Origin of the sequence: Candidimonas humi (assembly GCF_019166065.1) — a bacterium.
Lineage (GTDB): Bacteria > Pseudomonadota > Gammaproteobacteria > Burkholderiales > Burkholderiaceae_B > Candidimonas > Candidimonas humi.
This window is the reverse complement of record NZ_JAHTBN010000003.1, coordinates 734,904-757,018: the sequence shown is the minus strand read 5'-3', so window position 1 is coordinate 757,018 and position 22,115 is coordinate 734,904. Positions and strand designations below refer to the sequence as shown.

At 66.6% G+C, this 22,115-nt stretch carries 21 protein-coding genes; 14 read left to right on the top strand and 7 right to left on the bottom strand.

The features are described 5' to 3' along the window. The first annotated feature begins 154 nt into the window (after positions 1–154). From KVP10_RS21590 to KVP10_RS10485, 3 genes are all read left to right on the top strand, one after another. Positions 155–529, top strand: a complete 375-nt coding sequence (locus KVP10_RS21590) for a helix-turn-helix domain-containing protein (protein ID WP_217964482.1) — start codon at positions 155–157, stop codon at positions 527–529. Then, positions 472–1,962, top strand: a complete 1,491-nt coding sequence (locus KVP10_RS10490) for an HdeD family acid-resistance protein (RefSeq protein ID WP_217964481.1) — start codon at positions 472–474, stop codon at positions 1,960–1,962. The genes KVP10_RS21590 and KVP10_RS10490 overlap by 58 nt, the downstream gene beginning before the upstream one ends. A 77-nt stretch (positions 1,963–2,039) precedes the next feature. Then, positions 2,040–3,722 carry an MBL fold metallo-hydrolase gene (locus KVP10_RS10485; protein ID WP_217964480.1) on the top strand — a complete coding sequence of 561 codons (1,683 nt, stop codon included), beginning with the start codon at positions 2,040–2,042 and terminating at the stop codon, positions 3,720–3,722. Between the two features lie 211 nt (positions 3,723–3,933). Here KVP10_RS10485 and KVP10_RS10480 read toward each other — a convergent pair whose 3' ends face one another. Continuing rightward, on the bottom strand, positions 3,934–4,266 hold the full coding sequence (locus KVP10_RS10480; RefSeq protein ID WP_217964479.1) for an STAS domain-containing protein: 333 nt from the start codon (positions 4,264–4,266) through the stop codon (positions 3,934–3,936). A 371-nt stretch (positions 4,267–4,637) separates the two neighbouring features. Here KVP10_RS10480 and KVP10_RS10475 point away from each other — a divergent pair, with 371 nt between their 5' ends. Continuing rightward, a complete protein-coding gene (locus tag KVP10_RS10475; protein ID WP_217964478.1) occupies positions 4,638–6,296 on the top strand; it encodes an acid phosphatase in 1,659 nt (552 codons plus the stop codon). Positions 6,297–6,543: 247 nt separating this feature from the next. After that, a complete protein-coding gene (locus tag KVP10_RS10470; RefSeq protein ID WP_217964477.1) occupies positions 6,544–7,851 on the top strand; it encodes an MFS transporter in 1,308 nt (435 codons plus the stop codon). Between the two features lie 110 nt (positions 7,852–7,961). Here the strand turns inward: KVP10_RS10470 and KVP10_RS10465 are convergent, their stop codons facing one another. Further along, positions 7,962–9,407, bottom strand: coding sequence for a YdgA family protein (locus KVP10_RS10465; protein WP_217964476.1), 1,446 nt, complete (start codon positions 9,405–9,407; stop codon positions 7,962–7,964). A gap of 159 nt (positions 9,408–9,566) precedes the next feature. On the opposite strand from KVP10_RS10465, the gene KVP10_RS10460 reads away from it, so the two are divergent. Then, complete coding sequence (locus tag KVP10_RS10460; protein ID WP_217964475.1) at positions 9,567–10,184, top strand: 2-hydroxychromene-2-carboxylate isomerase; 618 nt, start codon at positions 9,567–9,569, stop codon at positions 10,182–10,184. A gap of 3 nt (positions 10,185–10,187) precedes the next feature. Here KVP10_RS10460 and maiA read toward each other — a convergent pair whose 3' ends face one another. The 3 genes from maiA to KVP10_RS10445 all read right to left on the bottom strand — a co-directional run bounded on the left by maiA (position 10,188) and on the right by KVP10_RS10445 (position 12,432). Next, positions 10,188–10,832, bottom strand: coding sequence for a maleylacetoacetate isomerase (gene maiA, locus KVP10_RS10455; RefSeq protein ID WP_217964474.1), 645 nt, complete (start codon positions 10,830–10,832; stop codon positions 10,188–10,190). Positions 10,833–10,972: 140 nt separating this feature from the next. Further along, positions 10,973–11,956, bottom strand: a complete 984-nt coding sequence (gene ispH, locus KVP10_RS10450) for a 4-hydroxy-3-methylbut-2-enyl diphosphate reductase (protein ID WP_217964473.1) — start codon at positions 11,954–11,956, stop codon at positions 10,973–10,975. Further along, positions 11,956–12,432 carry an FKBP-type peptidyl-prolyl cis-trans isomerase gene (locus KVP10_RS10445; RefSeq protein WP_217964472.1) on the bottom strand — a complete coding sequence of 159 codons (477 nt, stop codon included), beginning with the start codon at positions 12,430–12,432 and terminating at the stop codon, positions 11,956–11,958. The genes ispH and KVP10_RS10445 overlap by 1 nt, the downstream gene beginning before the upstream one ends. Positions 12,433–12,586: 154 nt before the next feature. Here KVP10_RS10445 and radC point away from each other — a divergent pair, with 154 nt between their 5' ends. The 5 genes from radC to KVP10_RS10420 all read left to right on the top strand — a co-directional run bounded on the left by radC (position 12,587) and on the right by KVP10_RS10420 (position 17,848). Next, entirely contained in the window at positions 12,587–13,264 is a 678-nt protein-coding gene (gene radC, locus KVP10_RS10440; protein ID WP_217964471.1) for a RadC family protein, read from the top strand. A 197-nt stretch (positions 13,265–13,461) separates the two neighbouring features. Next, the gene (kynB, locus tag KVP10_RS10435) at positions 13,462–14,088 is read left to right on the top strand and encodes an arylformamidase (protein WP_217964470.1); all 627 of its coding nucleotides are present in this window, start codon (positions 13,462–13,464) and stop codon (positions 14,086–14,088) included. A 136-nt stretch (positions 14,089–14,224) separates the two neighbouring features. Then, on the top strand, positions 14,225–14,491 hold the full coding sequence (locus KVP10_RS10430; protein WP_217964469.1) for a type B 50S ribosomal protein L31: 267 nt from the start codon (positions 14,225–14,227) through the stop codon (positions 14,489–14,491). A gap of 137 nt (positions 14,492–14,628) precedes the next feature. Next, a complete protein-coding gene (locus KVP10_RS10425) occupies positions 14,629–16,365 on the top strand; it encodes an ArnT family glycosyltransferase (protein WP_217964554.1) in 1,737 nt (578 codons plus the stop codon). Positions 16,366–16,411: 46 nt separating this feature from the next. Beyond that, the gene (locus KVP10_RS10420; protein ID WP_217964468.1) at positions 16,412–17,848 is read left to right on the top strand and encodes an MATE family efflux transporter; all 1,437 of its coding nucleotides are present in this window, start codon (positions 16,412–16,414) and stop codon (positions 17,846–17,848) included. Positions 17,849–18,036: 188 nt separating this feature from the next. On the opposite strand, the gene KVP10_RS10415 is transcribed toward KVP10_RS10420, so the two are convergent. Beyond that, positions 18,037–19,296, bottom strand: coding sequence for a class I SAM-dependent methyltransferase (locus tag KVP10_RS10415; protein WP_217964467.1), 1,260 nt, complete (start codon positions 19,294–19,296; stop codon positions 18,037–18,039). Between the two features lie 163 nt (positions 19,297–19,459). Between KVP10_RS10415 and KVP10_RS10410 the strand changes: the two genes are divergently transcribed. From KVP10_RS10410 to rpmG, 3 genes are all read left to right on the top strand, one after another. Further along, entirely contained in the window at positions 19,460–20,665 is a 1,206-nt protein-coding gene (locus KVP10_RS10410) for a multidrug effflux MFS transporter (RefSeq protein WP_246600527.1), read from the top strand. A gap of 430 nt (positions 20,666–21,095) precedes the next feature. Then, the gene (rpmB, locus tag KVP10_RS10405; RefSeq protein ID WP_217964466.1) at positions 21,096–21,332 is read left to right on the top strand and encodes a 50S ribosomal protein L28; all 237 of its coding nucleotides are present in this window, start codon (positions 21,096–21,098) and stop codon (positions 21,330–21,332) included. 28 nt (positions 21,333–21,360) lie between these two features. After that, positions 21,361–21,528, top strand: a complete 168-nt coding sequence (gene rpmG / locus KVP10_RS10400) for a 50S ribosomal protein L33 (RefSeq protein WP_088604426.1) — start codon at positions 21,361–21,363, stop codon at positions 21,526–21,528. 400 nt (positions 21,529–21,928) lie between these two features. On the opposite strand, the gene KVP10_RS10395 is transcribed toward rpmG, so the two are convergent. Then, positions 21,929–22,066 (bottom strand): hypothetical protein, encoded by a 138-nt coding sequence (locus KVP10_RS10395; protein ID WP_217964465.1) that lies wholly within the window; start codon positions 22,064–22,066, stop codon positions 21,929–21,931. Positions 22,067–22,115: the final 49 nt, after the last annotated feature.

The following is a 22,115-nucleotide window of genomic DNA, read 5'->3' as shown; positions in this document are numbered from 1 at the left end:
GGAAGCTGCGCTTGCCCAGATCAATGCCAATCAAAGTAACGGTGTTCATGAAGGTCTCCCAGAAAAACTCTTCTCCATTCAGCGTACTACTTCGGATAGGGGCGGGCTGACCATCTCATTATGTCCGCTGGAGAAGCCAGTGTAGGCGGACACTATGGACCGGATAGAGATGAGCAGGCAAGAGATCAAGCGGCTGGAGCTGGTATCGCAGGTGTTGGCCGGCAAGCTGAGTCAGCAGTCGGCAGCCCAAGCGCTGTCGCTGACGACGCGCCAGGTTCGGCGTCTGCAGCGACGCTACCAGGCGCAGGGGCCGGCGGGCCAAGCCGGCAGGCTGCGGCGCGAGCGCTGTCGTCGGCGATGTGCCGGGTTCGGTGATTCCAGCGATGCAATCAAGCGCAAAGGCCGCCGGGCCTTTGATAGAATCACGACAAATAGCCGGTCACCGGCACATCGCGAGAATAACGAGGGATCATGGTACGGCTGGTATTGCTGTTGCTCGGTGTCGACTATCTGCGCAAGCGCTGGCTAGGTTTGCTGGCCGTGGGCGTCTTGTGGATATTGGCGGGCGCCGCCATTGTCATCGACGCGCTCGACGGCGTGCTGTACTTTCCCATGGGTTTCTTTGCCTTCCTGCTGATGGTGGAAGGGGTGGCGACGCTGGTGTCCGCGCATAGCGGCGTGGGTGGGCAGCGCATACTGCGCTACATCAAGGGCGCCGCCGTCGTCATCACTGCGCTGGTCGTGATGGGGCGCCATCCGCACGGCAATTTCGTGCTGTCGATGATCTTCGGCGCACTGTTCCTGATAGACGGCATCCTGCAGGCGATCGCCGCGCATGTCGTGCGCTACCCGCGCTGGCGCCTGGGCATGGCCGAAGCGGTCTTCGAAATCCTGGTCGCCATCTTTTTCTTCCAGCCCTACCCCACGCACTACGCCGGCACGGTGCCCTACTTCATCGGCATGTTCCTGATGTTCGGCGGCCTGCACATGACCGTACTGGCCGCACGCGCCCGGACCCTGCCGAAAAATCCGGCTTTGGCCGGCAAGGCGCAAGGGGATGGCCCGGACGGACCGGTCTCGGCCACGAGCCCGGCGCCCGCCTCGGCACCTACCTCCGCCTCCACCGCCACCGTAGCAGTGTCCGATGGCGTAGCTGCAAAGCAGTCGGTCGATCCAGCCAGCCAGCCCGAGACGGCGCAGCCGCAAGCCCAAGCGCCCCTCGCCGCAAACACCGACGCGCAACCGGCCCTGACCGTGCACGTCTGGACGCCGACCGGGTCGTCCAAGGCGCCGACCCAGCGCCAGCCCATCGTCGACCGCTATATCGCCGCCGTCGACGTCAACGGCGTGATTTCCACCGGCCACGCGGCGCTCGAATCGCCCGAAGGCATATACATCAGCCTCTATCCCGGCGTGGAAATCGACCGCTCGCCGGACGACATGCGCAAGGCGCTGCGCGCCACCCCCGAGAACGACATACCGGGCCGCTTCCTGAGCGACTACCCCGGCGAGGCCAGCGAATGGTGCCCGTCCACCGTGCGCGTGCGGATCCGCAACTACGATCCCGACAAGCTGCGCCAGCACTGGGAACAAAGCCGGCGCAACCACATCTACAACCTCACTTATCGCAATTGCTCCAGCACCGTGGCCTACGCCCTGGAAGCCGCTATCGACGGCGCGCTCGGCAGGGCCTACGGGCCGCACTCGGGCTGGCGCACATTCCTGCGCGTGCTGGGCACGCCCGAACTCTGGGTGGCCGCCCAGATCCGCAGGCGGGCCATCACCATGGCCTGGACGCCCGGCCTGGTCCTGGACTATGCGCGGGCGATGAGCCTGCTGACCTCTCCACGCGCTTCATCGTGGTGGCGCACGGCGCGCATTTCCACGATGCGCATACTCGCCCGGCGCCGCAAATGGCGCAGGCAGGACGACGGAAAAAGCCAGTCCGGATCGCGCGCCTGACATCTTCGATGTAAGCGGGTAGCGTGCTAAGATCTTTGTCTAAACGTATCAAGCAGGCACCGGCGGAGAACCAGACCATGACCAGCACTTGGCAGGCTATAGAGGGCGCCGACGATTGCGAAATCGCGGCCCTGCTGAACAAGCCCTCGATCACCAACTCCAACGCCTATCTCATACGCACGCCCGGCAAGCTGGTCATCATCGATCCGGGCGCCGACGCGAGCCAGATCGAACGCATCAACGAACTGGTCGCCGAGTCGCTGGCCGAACGTCCGCGCAGGCTGGTCATCCTGCTGACCCATTCGCACCTGGACCACTACGGCGGCGTCGAAGGCCTGCGCACCGGCGGCCAACGGCCCCTGACCCTGGCGCATCACTACGCGGCCGCCGCCATCCGCGAAAAAAGCCGCGAGCGCACCCTGGCCCTGTTGTATCGGGACGCGCACATTCCTACTTTGCCGATAGACATCGAACTGTTCACGGACGCAGCCCCGGTCTCGGACGAACTGCGCCTCTTGCGGCAGACCGCGACGGGGCCCGACAGTGCGCCGATCACGGTCGAAGTGTTGGAAATCGAACCCGACCTGCTGCTGCAGGCCTATGCCACGCCCGGCCATTCCCCCTGTAGCTGCACCTTCCGTGTCGGCCCGCATTTGTTCATCGGTGATATCCCGTTTGCTTCCAGCCCCGGGCTGGCCGGCCTGCTGGGCTGGAATGGCCAGGACCTCATCGCCAGCACGCAACTGCTGCGGCAACTGATCGCCGAACACGGCATCGAAAGCTGCTGGGCAGGGCACGGCGCACGCCTGGCCGCGGCCGACACCGTCAAGCTGCTGGGCCGCGTCGACGCGCAGGTGCACGAACTCGGGGCCATCGCCCCCATCGACGAAGACCGCATCGTCTATCTGCGCCACCTGGCCAGCGAAATGCTGCACGAACTGCAGCGGCTGTTCGCCACGCTGGCGGCGCGGCTGCTGTTCGTGTCGCACCGCCTCGAGCAACTGGAAGAAAACGACGAAGCCAGCCGCATGGCTCAGGCCCTGGACATCGACTCCATCGAAGCCCTGCTGGAAGACTTCGAAGCGTTCTGCGACGCCTTCGAGGCCGGCATGCAGCCCGAGCTGTCGGTATCGATGAAGGCCGCGGCCAGCCTGGCCAAGCTGCGCAAGGTGCTGGCCACCAACAATCTGGCGGGCCGCTACCACTTGTCGCTGCTGCAGCGCGCCGAATACCTGATCGGCCTGTTCATGCAATGCGTGCAAGGCCTGGCCTTCGAAAGCAAGCTGGACGTCATGCACCTGCCCAGCCTCATCGAAACCCTGCTGCGCGAAGAACAGATCGCCACTGCGTCGGACGAAGACGCCGTGCTGGCTGCCAGCGACACCGAAGAAGACTTCCGCCGCGTGCTGGTCGACCAACTGACTTCCGGCACCATCCTGCGGGGCCTGCCTATCGAACTGCGCGTCGCCCCCGGCGTCGGCGCCAATGTCCGCTTCGACCCAGCGTGCTTCGAAAGCATCTTCCTGTCCACGCTCGAAATGATCGCGGCCAATCACGCCCCGCAGCGCATCCTGGTATCGGTGACGCAAGACGACAATGTGCAGGTGAAGATCTCGGCCGAAGCCAAGACGCCCTTGGCGATGGCGCCGGTGCGGGCTGCCCTGTACCGCCGGGTCATGCAGGAAATCAACGGCGACTTCGAGGCCGCCAACGGCGAATTCTGCCTGAGCCTGCAGGCCGCCCTGCCCGCGGCGGCGTAGCGGTGCGAGGCTTGCGGCGGCCTCCCGGTGCTGCAGCGGGCCGCCGCCGCGGTGCTCGTCCCGGGGCCTGCTGCTCTTGCGCAATAAAGTGCCCTGATGGAAGTGCCCTGATGGCAGAGCGCCCGGAATGCGGCACACCCTGGATGAGGAACAGCCTATGTCCAGGGCAAATAAACCCTAGGAGCCGTTTACACTAAATGGAGAGCCGCCCCTAGGCAAGGGCCGAGACAGCCTCGCCGCGATCCGCGTGGATCTCGAACAGACTGGAAAAGCCGCTGACATCGAACACCTCGTGCACCAGCGGCGACAAGCCGCACAGGGCCAGACGGCGGCCATTGGCGCGCGCCGCCTTGGCCGCCTTGAGCAGGGCGCGCAGGCCAGCCGAGCTGATGTAGCGGGCCTCGGAAAAATCCACCACCAGCGACCCGGCCTTTACGATCGCGGCCTGCAGCGATTCGTCGAGCGCGCCCGAGGTGCTGCTGTCGACCCGGCCACTGACCGCCAATATGGTGACCTGATTCTCGACACTCTCGGCGATCTGCATTTAGGGGACTCCGGTTCCTGAAGAAGAAAAAAAGCTTAGTTTAAACGCTCGTGCGCTACTCGTGCGGCCGTGTGCCCATGGCGCCCCCTGCGGGCGCCGCAGCCTTGCCACACCGCAGCACCGCCACGCCACCGCTGGCGCACCGGCGCGCGCCGCAACCCGGGCGATGGCCCGCTAGACCGGGCCAGAGACAAGAACCAGACCCACACCTCGCCACAGCCATCTCGCCGCAAATATTCGTTCCCGCCCTTCATCACAAATACATATTTCGGGTACATACTTCGACGACTGCACATCCGCAAACTCCGGGCACAAGCCGAACCCCCGGCCAGACGCCCGGTATCGAGACGCCCTCACCAGGAGGCTACAGCATGAAGCGCGACGAAGACGATCTTGATCCCAGCCATCCCGACAACCCGGGGCGGCGGCGCCTGCTGGGCGGCATCGCGGCGGCCGGCGCCGGCCTGGCGCTGGGCGGGCGCGACGCCCTGGCCCTGGCGGACGACGATCCCCAGGCGCGGCTCACCCGCGCCCTGCGCACGCAAGTGCGCAACATCGTGGTGATCTATGCCGAGAACCGCAGCTTCAACAACCTGTACGGCAACTTCCCCGGCGTGCAGCATCCGCTGTCCGAAGTGGCGGCCGAACACTACACGCAGCTCGACCGCGACGGCCGCACGCCGCTGCCGCAACTGCCCAAGATCTGGGGCGGCCTGGTGCCGCGCATCCAGGACGTGGCGGGCAAGCGCTACAACATCACCCAGGCACAGATCGACGGCCTGGCCAACCGGCCGTTTCCGATCCTCGACACCGAGGGCAAGCCGCTGCCGCTGGGCGTCATCACCCGGGACCTCTGGCATCGCTTCTATCAGAACCAGATGCAGATCAACGCGGGACGCAACAACCAGTTCGTGGCCTGGGCCAATTCCGGCGCGCTGGTAATGGGCTATTACCCGGACACTGCGCAGGATCTGCGGCTCTGGAGCATCGCCCGCCAGTACACGCTTTGCGACAACTTCTTCATGGGGGCTTTTGGCGGCTCCTGGCTGAACCACATATTCCTGATCTCGGGCCAGGCGCCCTACTGGCCGCAGGCGCTGCACGGCCCGGCCTCGAAGCTGCTTTCGGTCGTCGAGGGCGAAGACCCGACGGGCATCCGGCTGAAGCTGGCAACGAGCTCGCCGGCCTCGGCCCTGGACGGTCCGCCGCGCTTTTTCAAGGACGGCGCCCTGACCGCCGACGGCTACGCGGTGAACACCATGGCCGCGCCCTACCAGCCTAGCCACGTGCGTCCCGCCCCGGGTGGCGATCCGGCGCTGGCCGACCCGAGCGATGTCAAGGTGCTGCCGGCCCAACACTACGCGACGATAGGCGACCGCCTTACGGCCAAGGGTGTGGACTGGGCCTGGTACAGCGGCGCCTGGCAATATGCGCTGGACCATGAAGGCACCGGCCCGGTGCCGGACTTCCAGTACCATCATCAGCCCTTCAATTATTTTGCCAATTACGCGCCAGGCACCGAGGCGCGCCGCCGCCATCTGCGCGACGGTGGCGTGGGCGACGATCCGTCCACCAACCGCTTTCTCGCCGACGTGGATGCAGGCCGCCTGCCAGCCGTCGCGTTCTACAAGCCGCAAAGCAGCCTGAACATGCATGCCGGCTATGCCGACGTGGCCTCGGGCGACCAGCATATCTCGAACATCATCGAGCATATCCGCAACGGCCCGCAGTGGAAGCAGACGGTGGTCATCGTCACCCACGACGAGAACGGCGGCTGGTGGGATCACGTCAGCCCCCCGGTGGGCGATCGCTGGGGGCCGGGCTCGCGCATCCCCGCGCTGGTGATCTCGCCGCTGGCCAGGAAAGGGCATGTGGACCATACCTTCTACGACACCAATTCGATCCTGCGCCTGATCGGCCGGGTCCACGACCTGGAGCCGCTGGACGGCGTGGCCGCGCGCGACCGCGCATTCGCCTCGCGAGGGCAGGCGGGCCCGGGAGACCTGAGCGCAGCGCTCGACCTGGGCTGAAGGCGGGTCCCTGCTTCGATGCAAGGCCCCGACACACGGGTATCACAAGTCGCGATGCGGGGATCTGGCGCAATGCAGGCCACCGATACGTTGGATACCTGATGCGTTGCGGGCCGGCGAATCATCACAGGGCCACACACGTTGCAGGCCACCGAGTCGTTGCGGGGCCTGATGCGATGCGTGCTCCGGCCACGCCTCCGGGGCGCAGGCGGGGGCATGGCTCGGCACCGTGGTATAAGTGCCCATCATGCCGTCCCGCCCTGCCGCCGCCCGCTCCTCTTCGAAATCTTCTCCCGACACCGGGCCGGCGCAACTGCTGATCGCCGCCCGCCTGGCGCGCAGCATAGGCCAGGGCGCGCTGGTGGTGGACTTCTCGCTGTACCTGCACCAACTGCACTGGACGGCGGTGCAGATCAGCCTCATTCTCGCCATCACGCTGCTGGTGGGCGCCACGCTCACCATGCTGGTCGGCCCCCTGAGCGACCGGATCGGGCGGCGCCAGTTCCTGATGTGGTTCGAGGCGGCGCAAGCCCTGGCGGCCCTGCTGGCCTGTTTCAGCGCCAATCCCTGGCTGCTGGGACCGGCCGCGGTGATCGGCGGCTTCGGCCGCGGCGGTAATGGCTCGGCGGGGCCTTTCGCCCCCGTGGAACAGGCATGGCTCGCGCAAGGTGTGCCGGCGGATCGCCGTGGACGGGTCTACAGCCTGAACGCCGCCAGCGGCTTCATAGGCATGGCCCTGGGCGCGCTGCTGGCTGCCCTGCCGGCGCGGCTCGGCGCCTGGCTGCCGGGTGCGCTGGCATTCCGTCCCTTGTTCGCAATCGCGCTGCTGGGTTCGCTCATATGCATGGCGCTGCTGGCGCGCGCGCCCGATTCCGAAGCGCGGGCCGGACGCCGCGACGCCGTTGCGGCCAGGCAGGCGCCCGCACAGCCGATACAGACAGCGCAGCCGCAGCCGCAGCCGGCGTCGACCGATGAAGCCGCGCTGCTGCGCCGCGAGAACGGTTTGCTGCTGCGGCTGGGCCTGGTCAATGCCGTCAACGGCATCGGCGTCGGGCTTACCGGCCCGCTCATGTCCTATTGGTTCGCCATCCGCTACGGCGAAGGCCCGGGCCTCATCGGCCCCATGATGGCCCTGGGCTTTCTACTGGCGGGGCTGTCGTCGCTGCTGGCCGGCAGGCTGACCGCCAGGCTGGGCATCGTGCGCACTGTAGTGCTGATGCGCCTGGCCGGCCTGGTGCTGTTCGTGGCGCTGCCCTTCGCACCCAGCTTCGGCATCGCCGCGGCGCTCTATACCCTGCGCAATCTGTGCAACCGCGGCACCGCGGGGGTGCGCAATGCCTTGAGCGCAGGCCTGGTGCGGCCCAGCCGCCGCGGCCTGGCGGCAAGTATAGCCAATGTATCTTTGCAGATCCCGCGTTCCATAGGCCCGGTATTCGCCGGCATGCTGTTCCAGGCGGGCTACCTGGGGCTGCCCTTCATCATCGGGGCCGTATTCCAGGCCGGCTTCGTCTACCTGTACCATCGGCATTTCGACAACGTGGAAATGCATCCGTAAGGCGCCGCGCCGAGGAGCGGAGAAGCTGCGGCGAGCGGGGCCGCGCCCGCACAGGCCGCCGCGCCCCCGAAGCCCCGCCACATGGCCCGCGGCGGGGCGCCTGCCCTGCCCTACATCGCCGACATCAACACCTTCTGCACGAATTCGTCGACGGACATGTCGCTGCCGTTGACCTCGACCCGGCCCTTGCTGTATTGGATCGCGGCGTTCGCAGTGTCGCCCTGCATGCGCAGCAGCCCCTGGGCCTGCAGCTTGCCGGCGTACTGGTCGAACAGCATGGTGCCCGGCAGCGGCGAGGCGGGCTGCCCGGCGGCCTTGGCCACCTGCATCGCCGCCTCGATGAACATCGGGCGCGATATCGACAGATTCAGGTTGATCTGCTGCAGCACTTGCGGCAACAAGGCCTGGAAGCCCAGCAAGTCCATGCTGGCGGCGTCGCCTTGCGGCGCGGCCAGGTCCAGCTTCAGCGTGAACGAGCTCTGGCCCTTGTCGTTCTTCCAGACGATGGGGTCCAGCGCCAGCACCGGATGGCTGCTCAGCAGGCCCAGCACCTTTGCGCGCAAGGCCCGCGCCTCGTCGTCGCTCATGGACGAGGCAATGTCGTCGCCATACTTGGCGCGCAAGGCGTCGTACTCGCCGGCCAGCGCCGCCAGGGCCTGGGTATCGAGATGCATGGCGCTGGAGCCGGCCGTGATGGAGCCCACGTCGGCGGTGCCTACCCCGACGCGGCCCAGGTCGTAGCGCAGCGTGGCATCGAGCAGGTGGCCCTTCTGGCTGCTGTCGAACTGGAAGCCCAGCTTCTGCACATGTATGCTTTGCCCCCCTTGCGGCTGCACCACGTCCAGGCTCTGGACCTGGCCGCCGCTCTTGATCTGCGTGGTGTCCGCCGCGGGCGAAGTCGTGACGCTTTGCAGTTCGACGCCCTGCACATCGATGCGCTCGCCGGTGTCCGGATAGCCCACGGACAGCGAGGGGAAGTTGCCGATGAACTTGCCATTCTTGCCGCCAGCATCGGCGTCGACGCCGATGAAGCCGCCGCCGAAACGCACATCGCCGTCCGCATTCTTGTATTGCAGCGCCTTGAAACGCCAGCGGGTATGAATCGCGCCGGAAAACTCCACACGGGTCAAGGCGTTTACCGGGGATTCGCCCTTGAGCGCATCGAACCAGGGCTGGGTGGCCGCCGTGGGGATCAACTGCGCCAGGCTGTATGCCAGCATGGGCCGATAGCGCCCGGCACGCAGCGCCGACCACGGGAAAGGCCCATGGTCGAGGTGGTTGCGCATCGTGAAATCGGCGGGCTTGCCGTCGGCCCCCTTGAACTCTATGGACAACAGCACGTCCGACGAGAACACATGGCGCTGGTAATCGTCGATCACGACCTTGAAGGCGCCTGCCGTGGCGCCGGGCCCGAGCACGCCGGTGGCGCGCTGGTTGGCCTGCTGCACGGCCTGTTCGATAACACCCTGGGCCCGTTTGCCCACATACCACGAGCCTGCCGCGTAGACCACGCCGACGGCGACCACTATCCCCAATACTGCTGCACTTTTTTTCATCGATGTTCCGCTCTCTGCCAGCCATGGCCCACGGCCGCGGGACGCGGCCGCGCGCCGCGTAGGTTATGCATCATACAAAGAAAGAACGAAGAAGGAGCGCGGCAAAACGGGATAAACTGTTTACAGACTGTTTCGACCACAAGACAGGCAGATGCCGCCATGAACCGCCCCATCGACTTCTACTTCGATTTTTCTTCTCCGTACGCCTACTGCGCCAGCACCCGCATCGACGCCCTGGGCGCTGAATTCGGGCGCGAGGTCGACTGGCACCCCATACTGCTGGGGCCGGTGTTCAAGCAAATGGGCGTGGCGCCCCTGGTCGACGTGCCCATCAAGGGCCAATATGCGCTGCACGATTTCGCCCGCACCGCGGCACTGTTCGATATCCCCTATTCCCACCCCGAGCGCTTTCCGGTGGCGACCATAGGCGCCGCCCGCGCAATGCTGTGGATAGACGCGCAGCACGGGCCGGCCAAGGCACGCGAATTCGCGCACGCCGTGTACCGCGCCTATTTTGCCGAGGGCCGCGACATCAGCCAGCCCGAAGTGGTGCTTGCCGAGGCGCGCGGCGTGGGGCTGGACGCCGAGGCGCTTGCGCAAGGCATGCAGCAGGACGACATCAAGGCCGCGCTGAAATCGGGCATCGAGGCCGCCACCGCGCGCGGGGTGTTCGGCGCGCCGTTCATCTTCATCGACGACGAGCCCTTCTGGGGCTTCGACCGCTTCGACTACATCCGCAAGTGGCTGCAGCGCCGCGAACAGGGCGCGGCCACCTGAACCTTATTCGGCGTCGGGCTGATTGGCCGGAGCCGCCTGGCGGAAGGCGTCGAGCTCCAGGCAGCGGCCCTCGATGCGCACTATCGTCGGCATGCCGCTCAGGTCGCAATCGAAGCGGCGCGCATTGGCCACCTGGGGCACCAGGCACAGGTCGGCAAAGCCGGGCCGGTCGCCATGGCAGAAGTCGCCCGTGGCGGGATGGCCTGCCAACATGGCTTCGACGGACGCCAGGCCGACTTCCACCCAATGCTTGTACCAGGCGTTCTTGTTTTCTTCCGAGACCTTCATTTCGTGCTTCAGGTACTTGAGCACGCGCAGATTGTCCAGCGGGTGGATGTCGCAGGCGATAGTCTGCGCAATGGCCCGCACCCTGGCCCGTCCGGCGGCATCGGGCGGCAGCAGCGGCGGCTGCGGGTGGGTTTCTTCGAGGTATTCGAGAATGGCCATGGACTGGCCCAGCACCAGGTCGCCATCGACCAGGGTCGGCACCAGCGCGGTGGGATTGAGCCGCCGGTACTCGGGCAGCAATTGCTCGCCGCCCTGGCGCAGCAGGTGCACCGCGACGGTCTCATAGGGCAGCCCTTTCAGGTTCAGGGCGATACGCACGCGGTACGCGGCCGAACTGCGGAAATAGCTGTAGAGCTTCATGTCGGTTTATTCCTTGTTCATTCCTGTGTGTCGCCCGCGCCGCGGCCGGGCTGCCGCCGTGGCCGTTGCGCCCGGATGTGCCGGGCGCCGGCCGGGTGGGCGCATGCCGCCGCGAGCCGGCACGCCTGAAGCCGGCATGCCTATATTTTGCGCGACAGTTCCCGCGGCAGCGGGAACGCCACATTTTCTTCGACGCCGGGCAAGGTGCGCACCGACACGGCGCCCAGTTCCTTGAGCCGCCCGATCACTTGCTGCACCAGCACCTCCGGCGCCGATGCGCCGGCCGTCACGCCCACGCGCCGCGCTCCTTGCAGCCAGGCGGCCTGAACCATGTCGGGGTGATCCACCAGATAGGCGGCCGCGCCCTTGCGCTCGGCCACTTCGCGCAGGCGGTTCGAATTGGAACTATTGGGACTGCCCACCACCAGCACCAGATCGCAATCGGGCGCCATGATCTTGACCGCATCCTGGCGGTTCTGCGTGGCATAGCAGATATCGCTCTTCTTGGGTTCCATGATGCCGGGAAAGCGCGTGCGCAGCGCATCGGCGACCTTGGCGGCGTCGTCCACGGAAAGCGTCGTCTGCGTGACGAAGGCGAGTTTGTCCGGGTCGGCAACCTGCAGCTCGGCCACGTCCTGGACCGTTTCCACCAGGTACATGCCGCCTTCGGCCTGGCCCAGCGTGCCCTCGACCTCGGGATGGCCGCGATGGCCGATCATGATGATCTCGCGCCCGGCGGCGCGCATGCGGGCCACTTCGACGTGCACCTTGGTCACCAGCGGGCAGGTGGCGTCGAACACCCGCAGCCCCCGGCGTTCGGCATCCTCGCGCAGCGCCCGCGACACCCCATGGGCGGAAAACACCACGATGGCGCCCGCCGGCGCCTGGTCGAGTTCGTCGATGAACACCGCGCCCCGCGAACGCAGGTCTTCCACCACATAGCGGTTGTGCACGATCTCGTGCCGCACGTAGATCGGCGCGCCGTGCAGCTCCAGCGCACGTTCGACAATATCGATGGCGCGATCAACGCCGGCGCAGAAGCCGCGCGGCTGGGCCAGCACGACCTCGATTTCGCCGGCAGCCTGCGGCGCCGGCCGGCCGGCTGTGTCGTTATTGACCTTCATTACAGCACCCCCAGCAAGGAAACATCGACACGCAGATCGGTACCGGCCAAGGGATGGTTGAAATCGAACAGCGCCCAGGTGTCGCCCAACTCTTTCAGCACCCCCGAATAACGCCCGCCGTTGGGCGCGGAGAATTCCACCATATCGCCGGGCTGGAATTGCACGCCAGGCTCGGTGTACTGGGCCAGCAGGTCGAGGCTGACCCGCTGCAGCAGATCGGGATTGCGCTCGCCATACGCCTGCGCCGCGGGCAGATCGATGCTGAACTGCGTGCCGTCTTCGCGGCCCACCAGGGCTTCTTCCATGCCGGGAGCCCATTGCCCCGCCCCCAGTTGCAGCGTGGCGGGCCGGTCGTCGAAGGTGTCGGCAAATACCGACCCCGCCGCGGGGCCGGAATTGAGCACGATGCGGTAATGCAGGGTCAGGTAGGAATCGGGGCGGACAAAAGCGTTCGCGGAATCGGCCGGGGAAGTCAAAATCTGTCACCGTAGAAGGTCATTGCAGCCTCTATTTTAGAGCAGAGAGTCCCACAGCAAGGGGCCGGGCCTGGACGGCGCAGGGTCTTGCGGCGCAAAGCGCGCGCCGGCAAGCCCCGCCGCGCGCAGGGCCGCCCCCCGGAGCACATCCGCCATGGCACGACGCACACAGCTTCCCGATCCCGAACGTCCCCGCGAACGCCTGCTGGCCCACGGTGCCCGCGCGCTCACCTCGCCGGAACTGCTGGCCATCGTCCTGCGCACCGGCACGCGCGGCTGCGGCGCCGTGGCGCTGGGGCACAAGCTCATCGAACACTTCGGCGGCCTGCGCGGCCTGCTCTCGGCCGAACCCCGCGCCCTGCTCGCCCTCGACGGCCTGGGCTGCGCCAAGACCTGCGAACTGCTGGCCATCAGCGAGCTGAACCGACGCGCCCTCGAAGAAGAACTGCGCAGCGGCCACGCGCTCGACCAGCCGCAACGGGTCAAGAGCTACTGCCTCAGCGTCCTGGCGCCGCTGCGGGTGGAACACTGCATGGCGCTGTACCTGGACAGTCAGTACCGGCTCATAGTCGGCGAAGACATCGCGCGCGGCACCCTGAGCCAGGCCTCGGTATACCCGCGCGAAATCGTCAAGGCCGCCCTGCGGCACCACGCGGCCGCCCTGATCCTGGCCCATAACCATCCTTCCGGCGTGGCCGAGCCCAGCGCTGCCGATCTCGCGCTGACCCGCCACCTGAAGCAGGCCCTGGCCCTGGTCGACATCCGGCTGCTCGACCACCTGATCATCGCCGGCGACACCGCGATATCGCTGGCCGAACGGGGCCAGGTCTGACACAGGCCGGCAATCGGTATAAGCTCTACATGCCTGGGTATCAGCACTATATGTCGGCGCGAGACGTGCCTGTGCCAGGCGTACCTACATGCGCGCCCAGGCGCCGCGGGGCGGACACCCGGCCCTCCGAACCGAACGCAACGAGCCCGCGGCCGTCCCCGCATGGGCATATACACGAACCTGCAAGCCCGCCAGCCATGACGAAAATCTGGGATATTTCCCCGCCCGTATCGGCCCGTTCCCCGGTATTTCCCGGCGACACGCCCTACCGGCAGCAATGGCGCTGGACCATAGGCCCCGGCTGTCCGGTCAATGTCAGCGAAATCACACTTTCGCCGCACATCGGCGCGCATGCCGACGCGCCGCTGCACTACGACCCCCAGGGCGCCGCCGCCGGCACGCTCGGGCTCGAACCCTTTCTGGGCCCCTGCCGGGTCATACACGTCATGCACGGCGGCCCGCTGATCCGCGTCGAAGACCTGCTCCCCCATATGGACGGCGCCCCGCCGCGTATCCTGGCGCGCACTTGCGAACGAGCCGCCGTCGATGCCTGGACCGACGATTTCTCCGCCTACGAGCCGGCCGCCGTGGAATACCTGGCCGCGGCGGGCGTCATGCTGATCGGCATCGACACCCCGAGCATAGACCCGGCCCCCAGCAAATCGCTGGACAGCCACCAGGCCATAGCGCGGCACGGCCTGCGCGTGCTCGAGAACCTGGTGCTGGACGCCGTACCTGCCGGCGACTACGAACTCATCGCCCTGCCCCTGGCGCTGGTCGAGGCCGATGCCAGCCCGGTACGTGCCATCTTGCGTGCGCTTTAATGCCCATGCTAGAATAACTGGCTTAATTTTGGATACGTTGTCGGTATAGGCCATCGGTATGAGTTATCGATGCGAGACCAGCCGGCTGGCGACCCGCAAGAGAAGCCGGGCAAGCCCGGGAACACAGGAAATCGATATGAAAGAAGGCATCCACCCCGAATACCACGAAGTGGTGTTTCTGGATCAGCAAACCGGCAACAAATTCATTTCGCGCTCGACCCTGACCAGCCGCGAAAACATAGAACTCGACGGCAAGTCCTATCCGCTCTTCAAGTGCGACGTGACTTCCGAATCGCACCCGTTCTACACCGGCGCACAAACGCGCATCGTCGAAACCGGCCGCGTGGAAAAATTCCGCGCCCGCTTCGCCCGTACCACCGGCGCCGCCAAGAAGGCCTCGTAAGCGCAATACCCGCTTACCGCCCTCCGGGAAAAAGGCAGCCTTACGGCTGCCTTTTTAATTTAAGATAAGCAATCGTCCGTAGCCCAGCGCCGTCCTCCGTGCCGCCCAACGACTCCCGCTCCACTCCGGCCCGCCTGATGGCGACCGCCACCACCAAACTGCCGCGGATTCTCCTGCTGGTCGTGGGGGTCGTGTACATATTCTCGGGCCTGTTCTTCCGCGACCCCTGGAAAACCGACGACGTAGTCGGCCTGGCCACCATGCTCACCGCCCTGCACGGCCCGGCCCAGGCCTGGCTGCTGCCGCAGGTAGGCACGCTCGCCCACGCCCAGGACGGTCCGCTCATCACCTGGGTGGGCGGCTTCAGCATCTGGCTGTTCCAGCCCTTCTTCGAGCATTTCACCAGTTCGCTGAACGCCGCCATGATCGCTTCGCGGCTGCCGAACCTGCTGTGGTTCGGCCTGGTCACGGCCTCGGTCTGGTACGGCACCTACCTGCTGGGGCGCCGCCCCGAGCCGCAACCGCTGGCCCTGCCCTTCGGCGGCGAACCCACCGTGCGCGACTACGGCCGCATGATCGCCGACGCCGCCTTGCTGCTGATCGTCGCCACGGTCGGGATTCTCTGGCGCATGCACGAGACCTCCGAAGTGCCGGCGCTGATCGCCTTCCAGGCCCTGGCCTTCTATTCCGTGGCGCGCATGCTGGACCGGCCGCTGTCGGGCTCCATCATCCTGGGCGTGGCGCTGGCCGCGGTGTTCCTGACCCGCGGCTGGATAGGCGCGCTGCCGGTGATGCTGGCTGTGCCCCTGGCCTTCATCCCGCGCAGCCCGCTATGGCACTCCAAGCACTGGCTCATCATCAGCGCGGCCATCTGCGTGGCGCTGATTTTGCTATGGTGGATCCCCGCCAGCGAGATCGGCGAATACTGGATGCAGAACTGGTGGCTCTGGAACCTGCGATCCTTCGCCTGGCCGCACTACGAAACGGCCCTGAGCATCGTGCGCGACCTGCCCTGGTTCCTGTGGCCCACCTGGCCCTTCGCGCTGCTGGCCATCTGGCGCTGGCGCTCGTGGCTGGCATCCCCGCACATCTGGGTGCCCCTGGCGTTCGCCGCCTGCCCCCTGGTTTTCATGTTCTTCCTGGCAGACGTCTTCGAACCCGAATACAGCCTGATGGCAGTACCGGTAGCCGTGCTGGCGGCCTTCTCGCTGCCGACCCTGCGCCGCGGCGTGGTCAATTCGCTGGACTGGTTCGCGGTGATGTGCTTTTCGCTCACGGCGGCGACCGTGTGGCTGGGCTGGATTGCGCTGCAGACCGGCTGGCCGCGGCAGATCGCGCACAATATCGCGCGCCAGACTACCGGCTACGCGGCGCACGTGTCGCTGGCCGCCGTGCTCATCGCGCTGGCCGGCACGGCCACCTGGATCGGACTGGTGCGCTGGCGGCTGCACAGCAAGCCCCAGGCGCTGTGGCGCGGCACGGTGCTGTCGGCCGGCGGCCTGATCACGACCTGGCTGCTGCTGGCCACCCTGTGGATGCCGGCCCTGGACTACGTGCGCAGCTACCGCGACGTGTCCGCGCAATTGGCGCAGGCGCTGCATACCTACAAGCAGCCGCACGAATGCGTGCGGGCGCTCGGCCTGGGGCTGGGCCAACGCGCCTCGTTCCTGGTGTTCAACGACATCAATTTCAGCTACGACCCGCACTGCACCCTGATCCTGCAGCAGACCACGCCGCAAAACCTGGCCGAAGGCACCTCCGGGTTCTCGGGCGCCACCGAAACCGGGGCGGCCCAAGAGCTATGGCGGGGCAAGCGCGGCGCCGACCGCCACGAAGCCTTCCGCCTGCTGCGCCTGGGTGGCCGCAAAAAATAAACCGCGCCGCTGGCAGCCGCGGCGCACGCGACTCATCACCAAGTTCATGACCCATACCCGCAAGCCCGCAGGCTTCCGCTCGCATGTGGCCGAAACACTCCGCCAGGCCTGGCCGGTGCTGGTCAGTTCGTGGGCCGGCATCGCCTTCGGCGTGCTGGACACCACCATGGCCGGCCACGCCAGCGCAGCCGACCTGCAGGCGATGTCGCTGTCGGCCTCCATCTACATCACGGTCTTCGTGGGCCTGATGGGCGTGGTGCACGCGCTCATTCCCATCCTCGCCCAGCAATATGGGGCGGGTCGCTTGTCCGATGTGGGCCGCACTTGGGGCCAGGGCGTCTGGCTGGCGCTGGCGCTGTCGGTGCTGGGCGGCGCGTGCATGCTGTTCCCCGACCTGTGGCTGGCCATGTCCGGCAAGGTCGAACCCGCGGTGCGCAACGGCGTGGCCTGGTACCTGCGGGCGCTGATCGTGGCGCTGCCCGCGACCCTGGTGTTCCGCACCATCTACGCGCTGGGCGCGGCGGTGTCGCGCCCCAAGACCGTCATGGCGATCAACCTGGCCAGCATCGTCTTCAAGTTCTTGTTCAACTGGATCTTCATCTTCGGCGCCCTGGGCGTCCCGGCCATGGGCGCCGCCGGGGCGGGCCTGTCGACCGCGGTGGTCGGCTGGCTGTGCCTGGCCGCGGGCCTGTGGGTGCTGCGCCGCGATCCCTACTACACGCGCCTGCGGCCGCGCCTCGAGCGGCCGGACTGGGCCACGCAGAAGGAACTGCTGCGCCTGGGCCTGCCCATGGGCGGCTCATACCTGGTGGAAGTGTGCGCCTTCAGCTTCATGGCGCTGCTGGTGGCGCGCGAGGGCATGTACGTGTCGGGCGGCCACCAGATCGCCGCCAACCTGGCCGCGCTGTGCTACATGATGCCCATGGCCGTCGGCGTCGCCTCGGCCTCGCTCACCGCCCAGGCCATAGGCGCGCGCGACCTGCCTCGCGCCCGCGCCATGGGACAGGCCGGCATGGCCGTGGTCGTGGTGGGCGCCCTGGCCACCGCCACGATCCTGGTCCTGGGCCGTCCCTTGATCCTGGAGGCCTATACCGACGACTTGCAAGTGGCCGCGGTGGCCGCCACGCTGCTGCGCATCATCCCTTTCTTCCACCTGTGCGACGCCATGCAGTGCATAGGCTCATACCTGCTGCGGGCCTACAAGGTGGCGCTGGTGCCCATGCTGCTGCAAACCGTGGCGCTGACCGGTATCGGCCTGGTGGGCGGCTGGTGGCTGGGCTACGGGCCCGGCGCCGGCGCCCTGCTGCCCTTGTTGCGGGTGCTGGCGCCCGGTGCGCCGCCGGGCGCGGCGACCATGTGGCTCATGGCCCTGGCCGGCCTGGGCCTGTCGGCAGCGCTGCTGCATGGCTGGTACTGGCACGTGGTAAGGGTCTGGGAGCGGCGCGCCCGCCCCAAGGCCGGGCCGGCTCCGGCGAGCACCTGAAGCGTCCCGAGCGCCGCGGCGTCCACGAGGACATGCCTGGGCGTCGATATTCCGGCCCGGCCTGGAGACCGACCCCGTCGATAAGTGGGCCGCCGCTACATGCCGGGCACAACAGCAGCCCGAAGGCGTCGATCCCATTGCAGGCCCGGGCCCCAGGCCTGCATGCCGGCCCAGGCCTGCCGACAGACTCAGGCCTGGCGATAGATGTAGTCCCGCCGCCACGGGTAGCTCAGGTCGGCCGGGTAGTCCAGCTCGTCGCTGCGCCCGCCCGCCATGGGCTGGGCCAGCACCTGGTGCAGGGCGATCCAGCCATGCTCGAAGCCCATGGCGCAGCCGGCCAGGTAGACGCGATAGGCGCGCAGCGACCGTTCCCCCTGCTCGCCGCCCAGCACCGCCCGGGCTTGCGGCAGGCAGGCTTCCAGGGCGTCGCTCCAGGCCCACAAGGTGCGGGCATAGTGCGGGCGCAGGTTCTCGACGTCCAGGCCTTCCAGGCCGCCGTCGGTCAGCGTGGCCAGCACATTGCTGATGTGGGTCAGCTCGCCGCCCGGGAATATGTATTTTTCGATGAACTCGCCCATGCCCGAGCCCAGCTCGGAGTTGCGCAGGCCGCCCGCCGTGATGCCGTGGTTCATGACCAGGCCGCCCGGGCGCAACAAGCGACGCAGCTTGGCGAAATACCCCTGCAACTGGGCGCGGCCCACGTGCTCGAACATGCCCACCGACGCGATCTTGTCGTAGGGCCGCGATTCATCCAGCTTGCGGTAGTCCAGCAGTTCCATGCGCACCCGGCCGCCCAGGCCCTTGGCCTCGATCAGGCGGTTGACGTGCGCGTGCTGGTTCTTGGACAGCGTGATGCCGGTGGCGTCCACGCCGTAGTTCTCGGCGGCCCACAGCAGCAGGCCGCCCCAGCCGGCGCCCACGTCCAGGAAACGCTCGCCCTCGTGCAGGCGCAGCTTGCGGCAGATGTGATCCAGCTTGGCTTCCTGCGCCTGCGCGATGGTCATGCCGGGCTCGCGGAAATAGGCGCAGGAATAGACGCGGCGCGGGTCCAGCCACAGCGCATAGAAATCGTCGGACAGGTCGTAGTGAAACTGGATCTGGCGCGCATCGCGTTCGATGGAATGGCGCCACACCGACACCAGCCGCTGCACCAGGCCGGTGAGCCAGCCGCCGCGCGCCGCATCCACCGGCGAACCGGGCAGGATGGCAGCCGCCATGGCCATCACGTCGCGCATCGAGCCCTCGATGTCGAGCTTGCCCTGGACATAGTCTTCGCCCAGCACGCCCACTTGCCCGGCCGCCAGGTGCGCCAGCGCGCTCCTGTCCTTGGCCGCGATACGGATTCGCGCATTGGCCGCGCCCACCCGCGTCCCATCGGGCATGGTCAACTCGACAGGTATAGGCAGGGCTTCAAGCTTTTTTTCGACTGCGGACAAAACCGAATTCACAATTAATCTCCTATTTCCCTTGCGGACAAAACCCGGAAAATCATATTCGTATAGAAAAAACCACGCAAACGCCCATGCTAAGATGCGCAGCTCAACCTAGGGCCTATTCACACTAACAAGGCCCGGCAGGCGCCCGCGCACGCCCGCCTTCTCTGCTCAGCACATGCCACCCGCTACCAAGACACGCGACTTTCCGCCCTGGCTCATATTGATGGGGCTGCTCACCGCCCTGGGCCCGCTGGCGATCGACATGTACCTGCCCGCCTTTCCGTCCATCGTGCAGGGCCTGCACACCACGGAAGGCAAGGTCGAGCGCACCGTCGCCAGCTATCTGCTGGGCCTGGCGCTGGCGCAACTCGTCTACGGCCCTTTCGCCGACCGCTACGGACGCAAGCCCCCGCTGATCACGGGCCTGCTGCTGTTTATCGGCGCCTCGATCGCCTGCGGCCTGACCGACAACATCGAGCACCTGACCCTGTGGCGCATCGTGCAGGCCTTCGGCGGCGCCTGCGGCATGGTGATTCCGCGCGCCGTCATCCGCGACAACTTCGACACCCGCGACGCGGCCAAGGCGCTGTCCGTGCTGATACTGGTCATGGGCGCCACCCCCATCCTGGCCCCGCTGCTGGGCGGCCAGGTGCTGCTGCTGGGCAGTTGGCGGGGGCTGTTCGCCATCATGGCCGGCGGCGGCACGCTGCTGCTGTGCGGCGTGGTCTGGACCATGCGCGAAAGCCTGCCGCCAGGCAAGGCCGTCGCCCTGCGACCGGCCATCATCGCCCGCAACTACGCCGCGCTGCTCAGCCACAAGCGCTTCATGTGCTACACCCTGGCCGGCGGCTTCGGCTCGGCCGGGCTGTTCGCCTACATCTCGGGCTCGGCGCGTACCTTCATAGAGATCTACCATGTGGATCCGCGCTATTTCGGCCTGCTGTTCGGCCTGAACGCCGCCTCGCTCATCATCGCCTCGCAGTTCAGCGCGCGCCTGCTGAACCGCCACACGCCCGAAAAACTGCTCAAGACCGCCCAGATCACGCTGGCCTGCGCCACGCTGGCCGGGCTCGCCATCACCCTGGCCGGCGCCATGACGCTGACGCTGCTGATGCTGTGCCTGATCGGCTTCATGGCCAGTCAGGGCTTCGTCAGCCCGAATGCGGCGGCCCTGGCCCTGGCCGACCAGGGCGGGCGGCTGGGCGTCGCCTCGGCCATGCTGGGCACCCTGCAAATGCTGTGCGGCGCCGCCTCCGGCATGGCGGTCAGCGCCTGGCAGTCGAGCACCCCGCTGCCGCTGACCGGCATGCTGGCGCTGTGCGCCTGCCTGTCGTGGCTGTTCGGCCGCATCGCCCTGCGCGACGGAGTGCGCCAGGCCTGAACGGCGGACGGGGCGGCCGCTCCTGCAGCCGGCGCCGCGGCGCTCTGGGAGGCCCATGCAGGGCCCGCTCCCAAAGGCTGAGCACCATGCCCCGGGTTGGCCGGTTTCGCGCCCCGGCAGCAAGCTTCGGTATCAAGCTTTAGTGTCAGGCTTTGGTTGCCAAAACAGCGATTTCACAGTATATTAGTGGGCTTTACGGGCCACCAGCCTATTTTCTGCCGTCCGCGCAAGGCTGTAGATAAAGTAAGCGCTAACTTTTAAGCGCTAGCTTCATTCATAGTTTAGTTTGTTTAAGTTGCGCGACGGCTGTCGATGAAGGTGGCCAGACGGGGCCTGGCGAGTGGTTTGCGGCGGCAATGACTGCAGAATGCCGCGGCGGCCCGGGTTCAGGCCGATGGCATCAGGCCAATTAATATCAAGGGGTATGATCATGGCACGTGTATGCCAAGTTACCGGTAAAGGCCCGATGACGGGCAACAACGTCTCGCACGCCAACAACAAGACCAAGCGTCGCTTTCTTCCCAACCTACAATCGCGCCGTTTCTGGGTCGAAAGCGAAAACCGCTGGATACGCCTGCGCGTCAGCGCCAATGCTCTGCGCACCATAGACAAGAACGGCATTGATTCTGTCCTGGCCGACCTGCGCGCCCGCGGCGAACTGGCCTGAACGGCCGAACTCATTACAGGAGCTGATCATGGCAAAAGGCATCCGCGAAAAGATCAAACTCGAATCCACGGCCGGCACCGGCCACTTCTACACGACCAGCAAGAACAAGCGCAACATGCCTGAAAAAATGCTGATCAAGAAGTTCGACCCGGTGGCGCGCAAGCACGTCGAGTACAAGGAAACCAAGCTGAAGTAAGCCGGTTTCCCACCGCGCCGCAAGGCGCGGACGCATTCCCCTAAAACCCCGCGGCAAGCCCGCGGGGTTTTGTTTTCTGCGGCCAAAGGAATCAATATATTGCGGCGATGCATGGTTCTTTAGCCGCCGGGGCTGCCCTGCGGAGTTCCGATGCTCGGCAGACTCGCCTGCGCTTCGGACTCCTACGGGGTCCCCGGCTTGCAGCCTGGCATCCTGTACGGTTGTTACCCTGTTTCTAAACCAGCCTTGGTTTAAAAACCGATTAAATCCGTCGCATGCCGCAGTGCGAGCTGAGGACCCCGGAGGAGTCCGAAGCACAGCCCGAGGTTGGGCGAGCATCGGAACTCCGCAGGGCAGCCTCAGCGAGTTAAGAACCAAGCCCGGCAGCCCAAGAATCCACTCAGCGGCTAAAGAACCACGCCACACGCGGCGCCAGTTCGCCGATGCGCTGCGACAACTGGCGCATGCTCTGCGTCACTTGCTCCACCACGGCCGCATCGAGCAGCGGCAGCGACGCCGCGGCGTTAGTGACCAGCACCAGCCCGCAACCATTCGACCCGTCCCCGCGCGCCGCCCTATAATGCAGG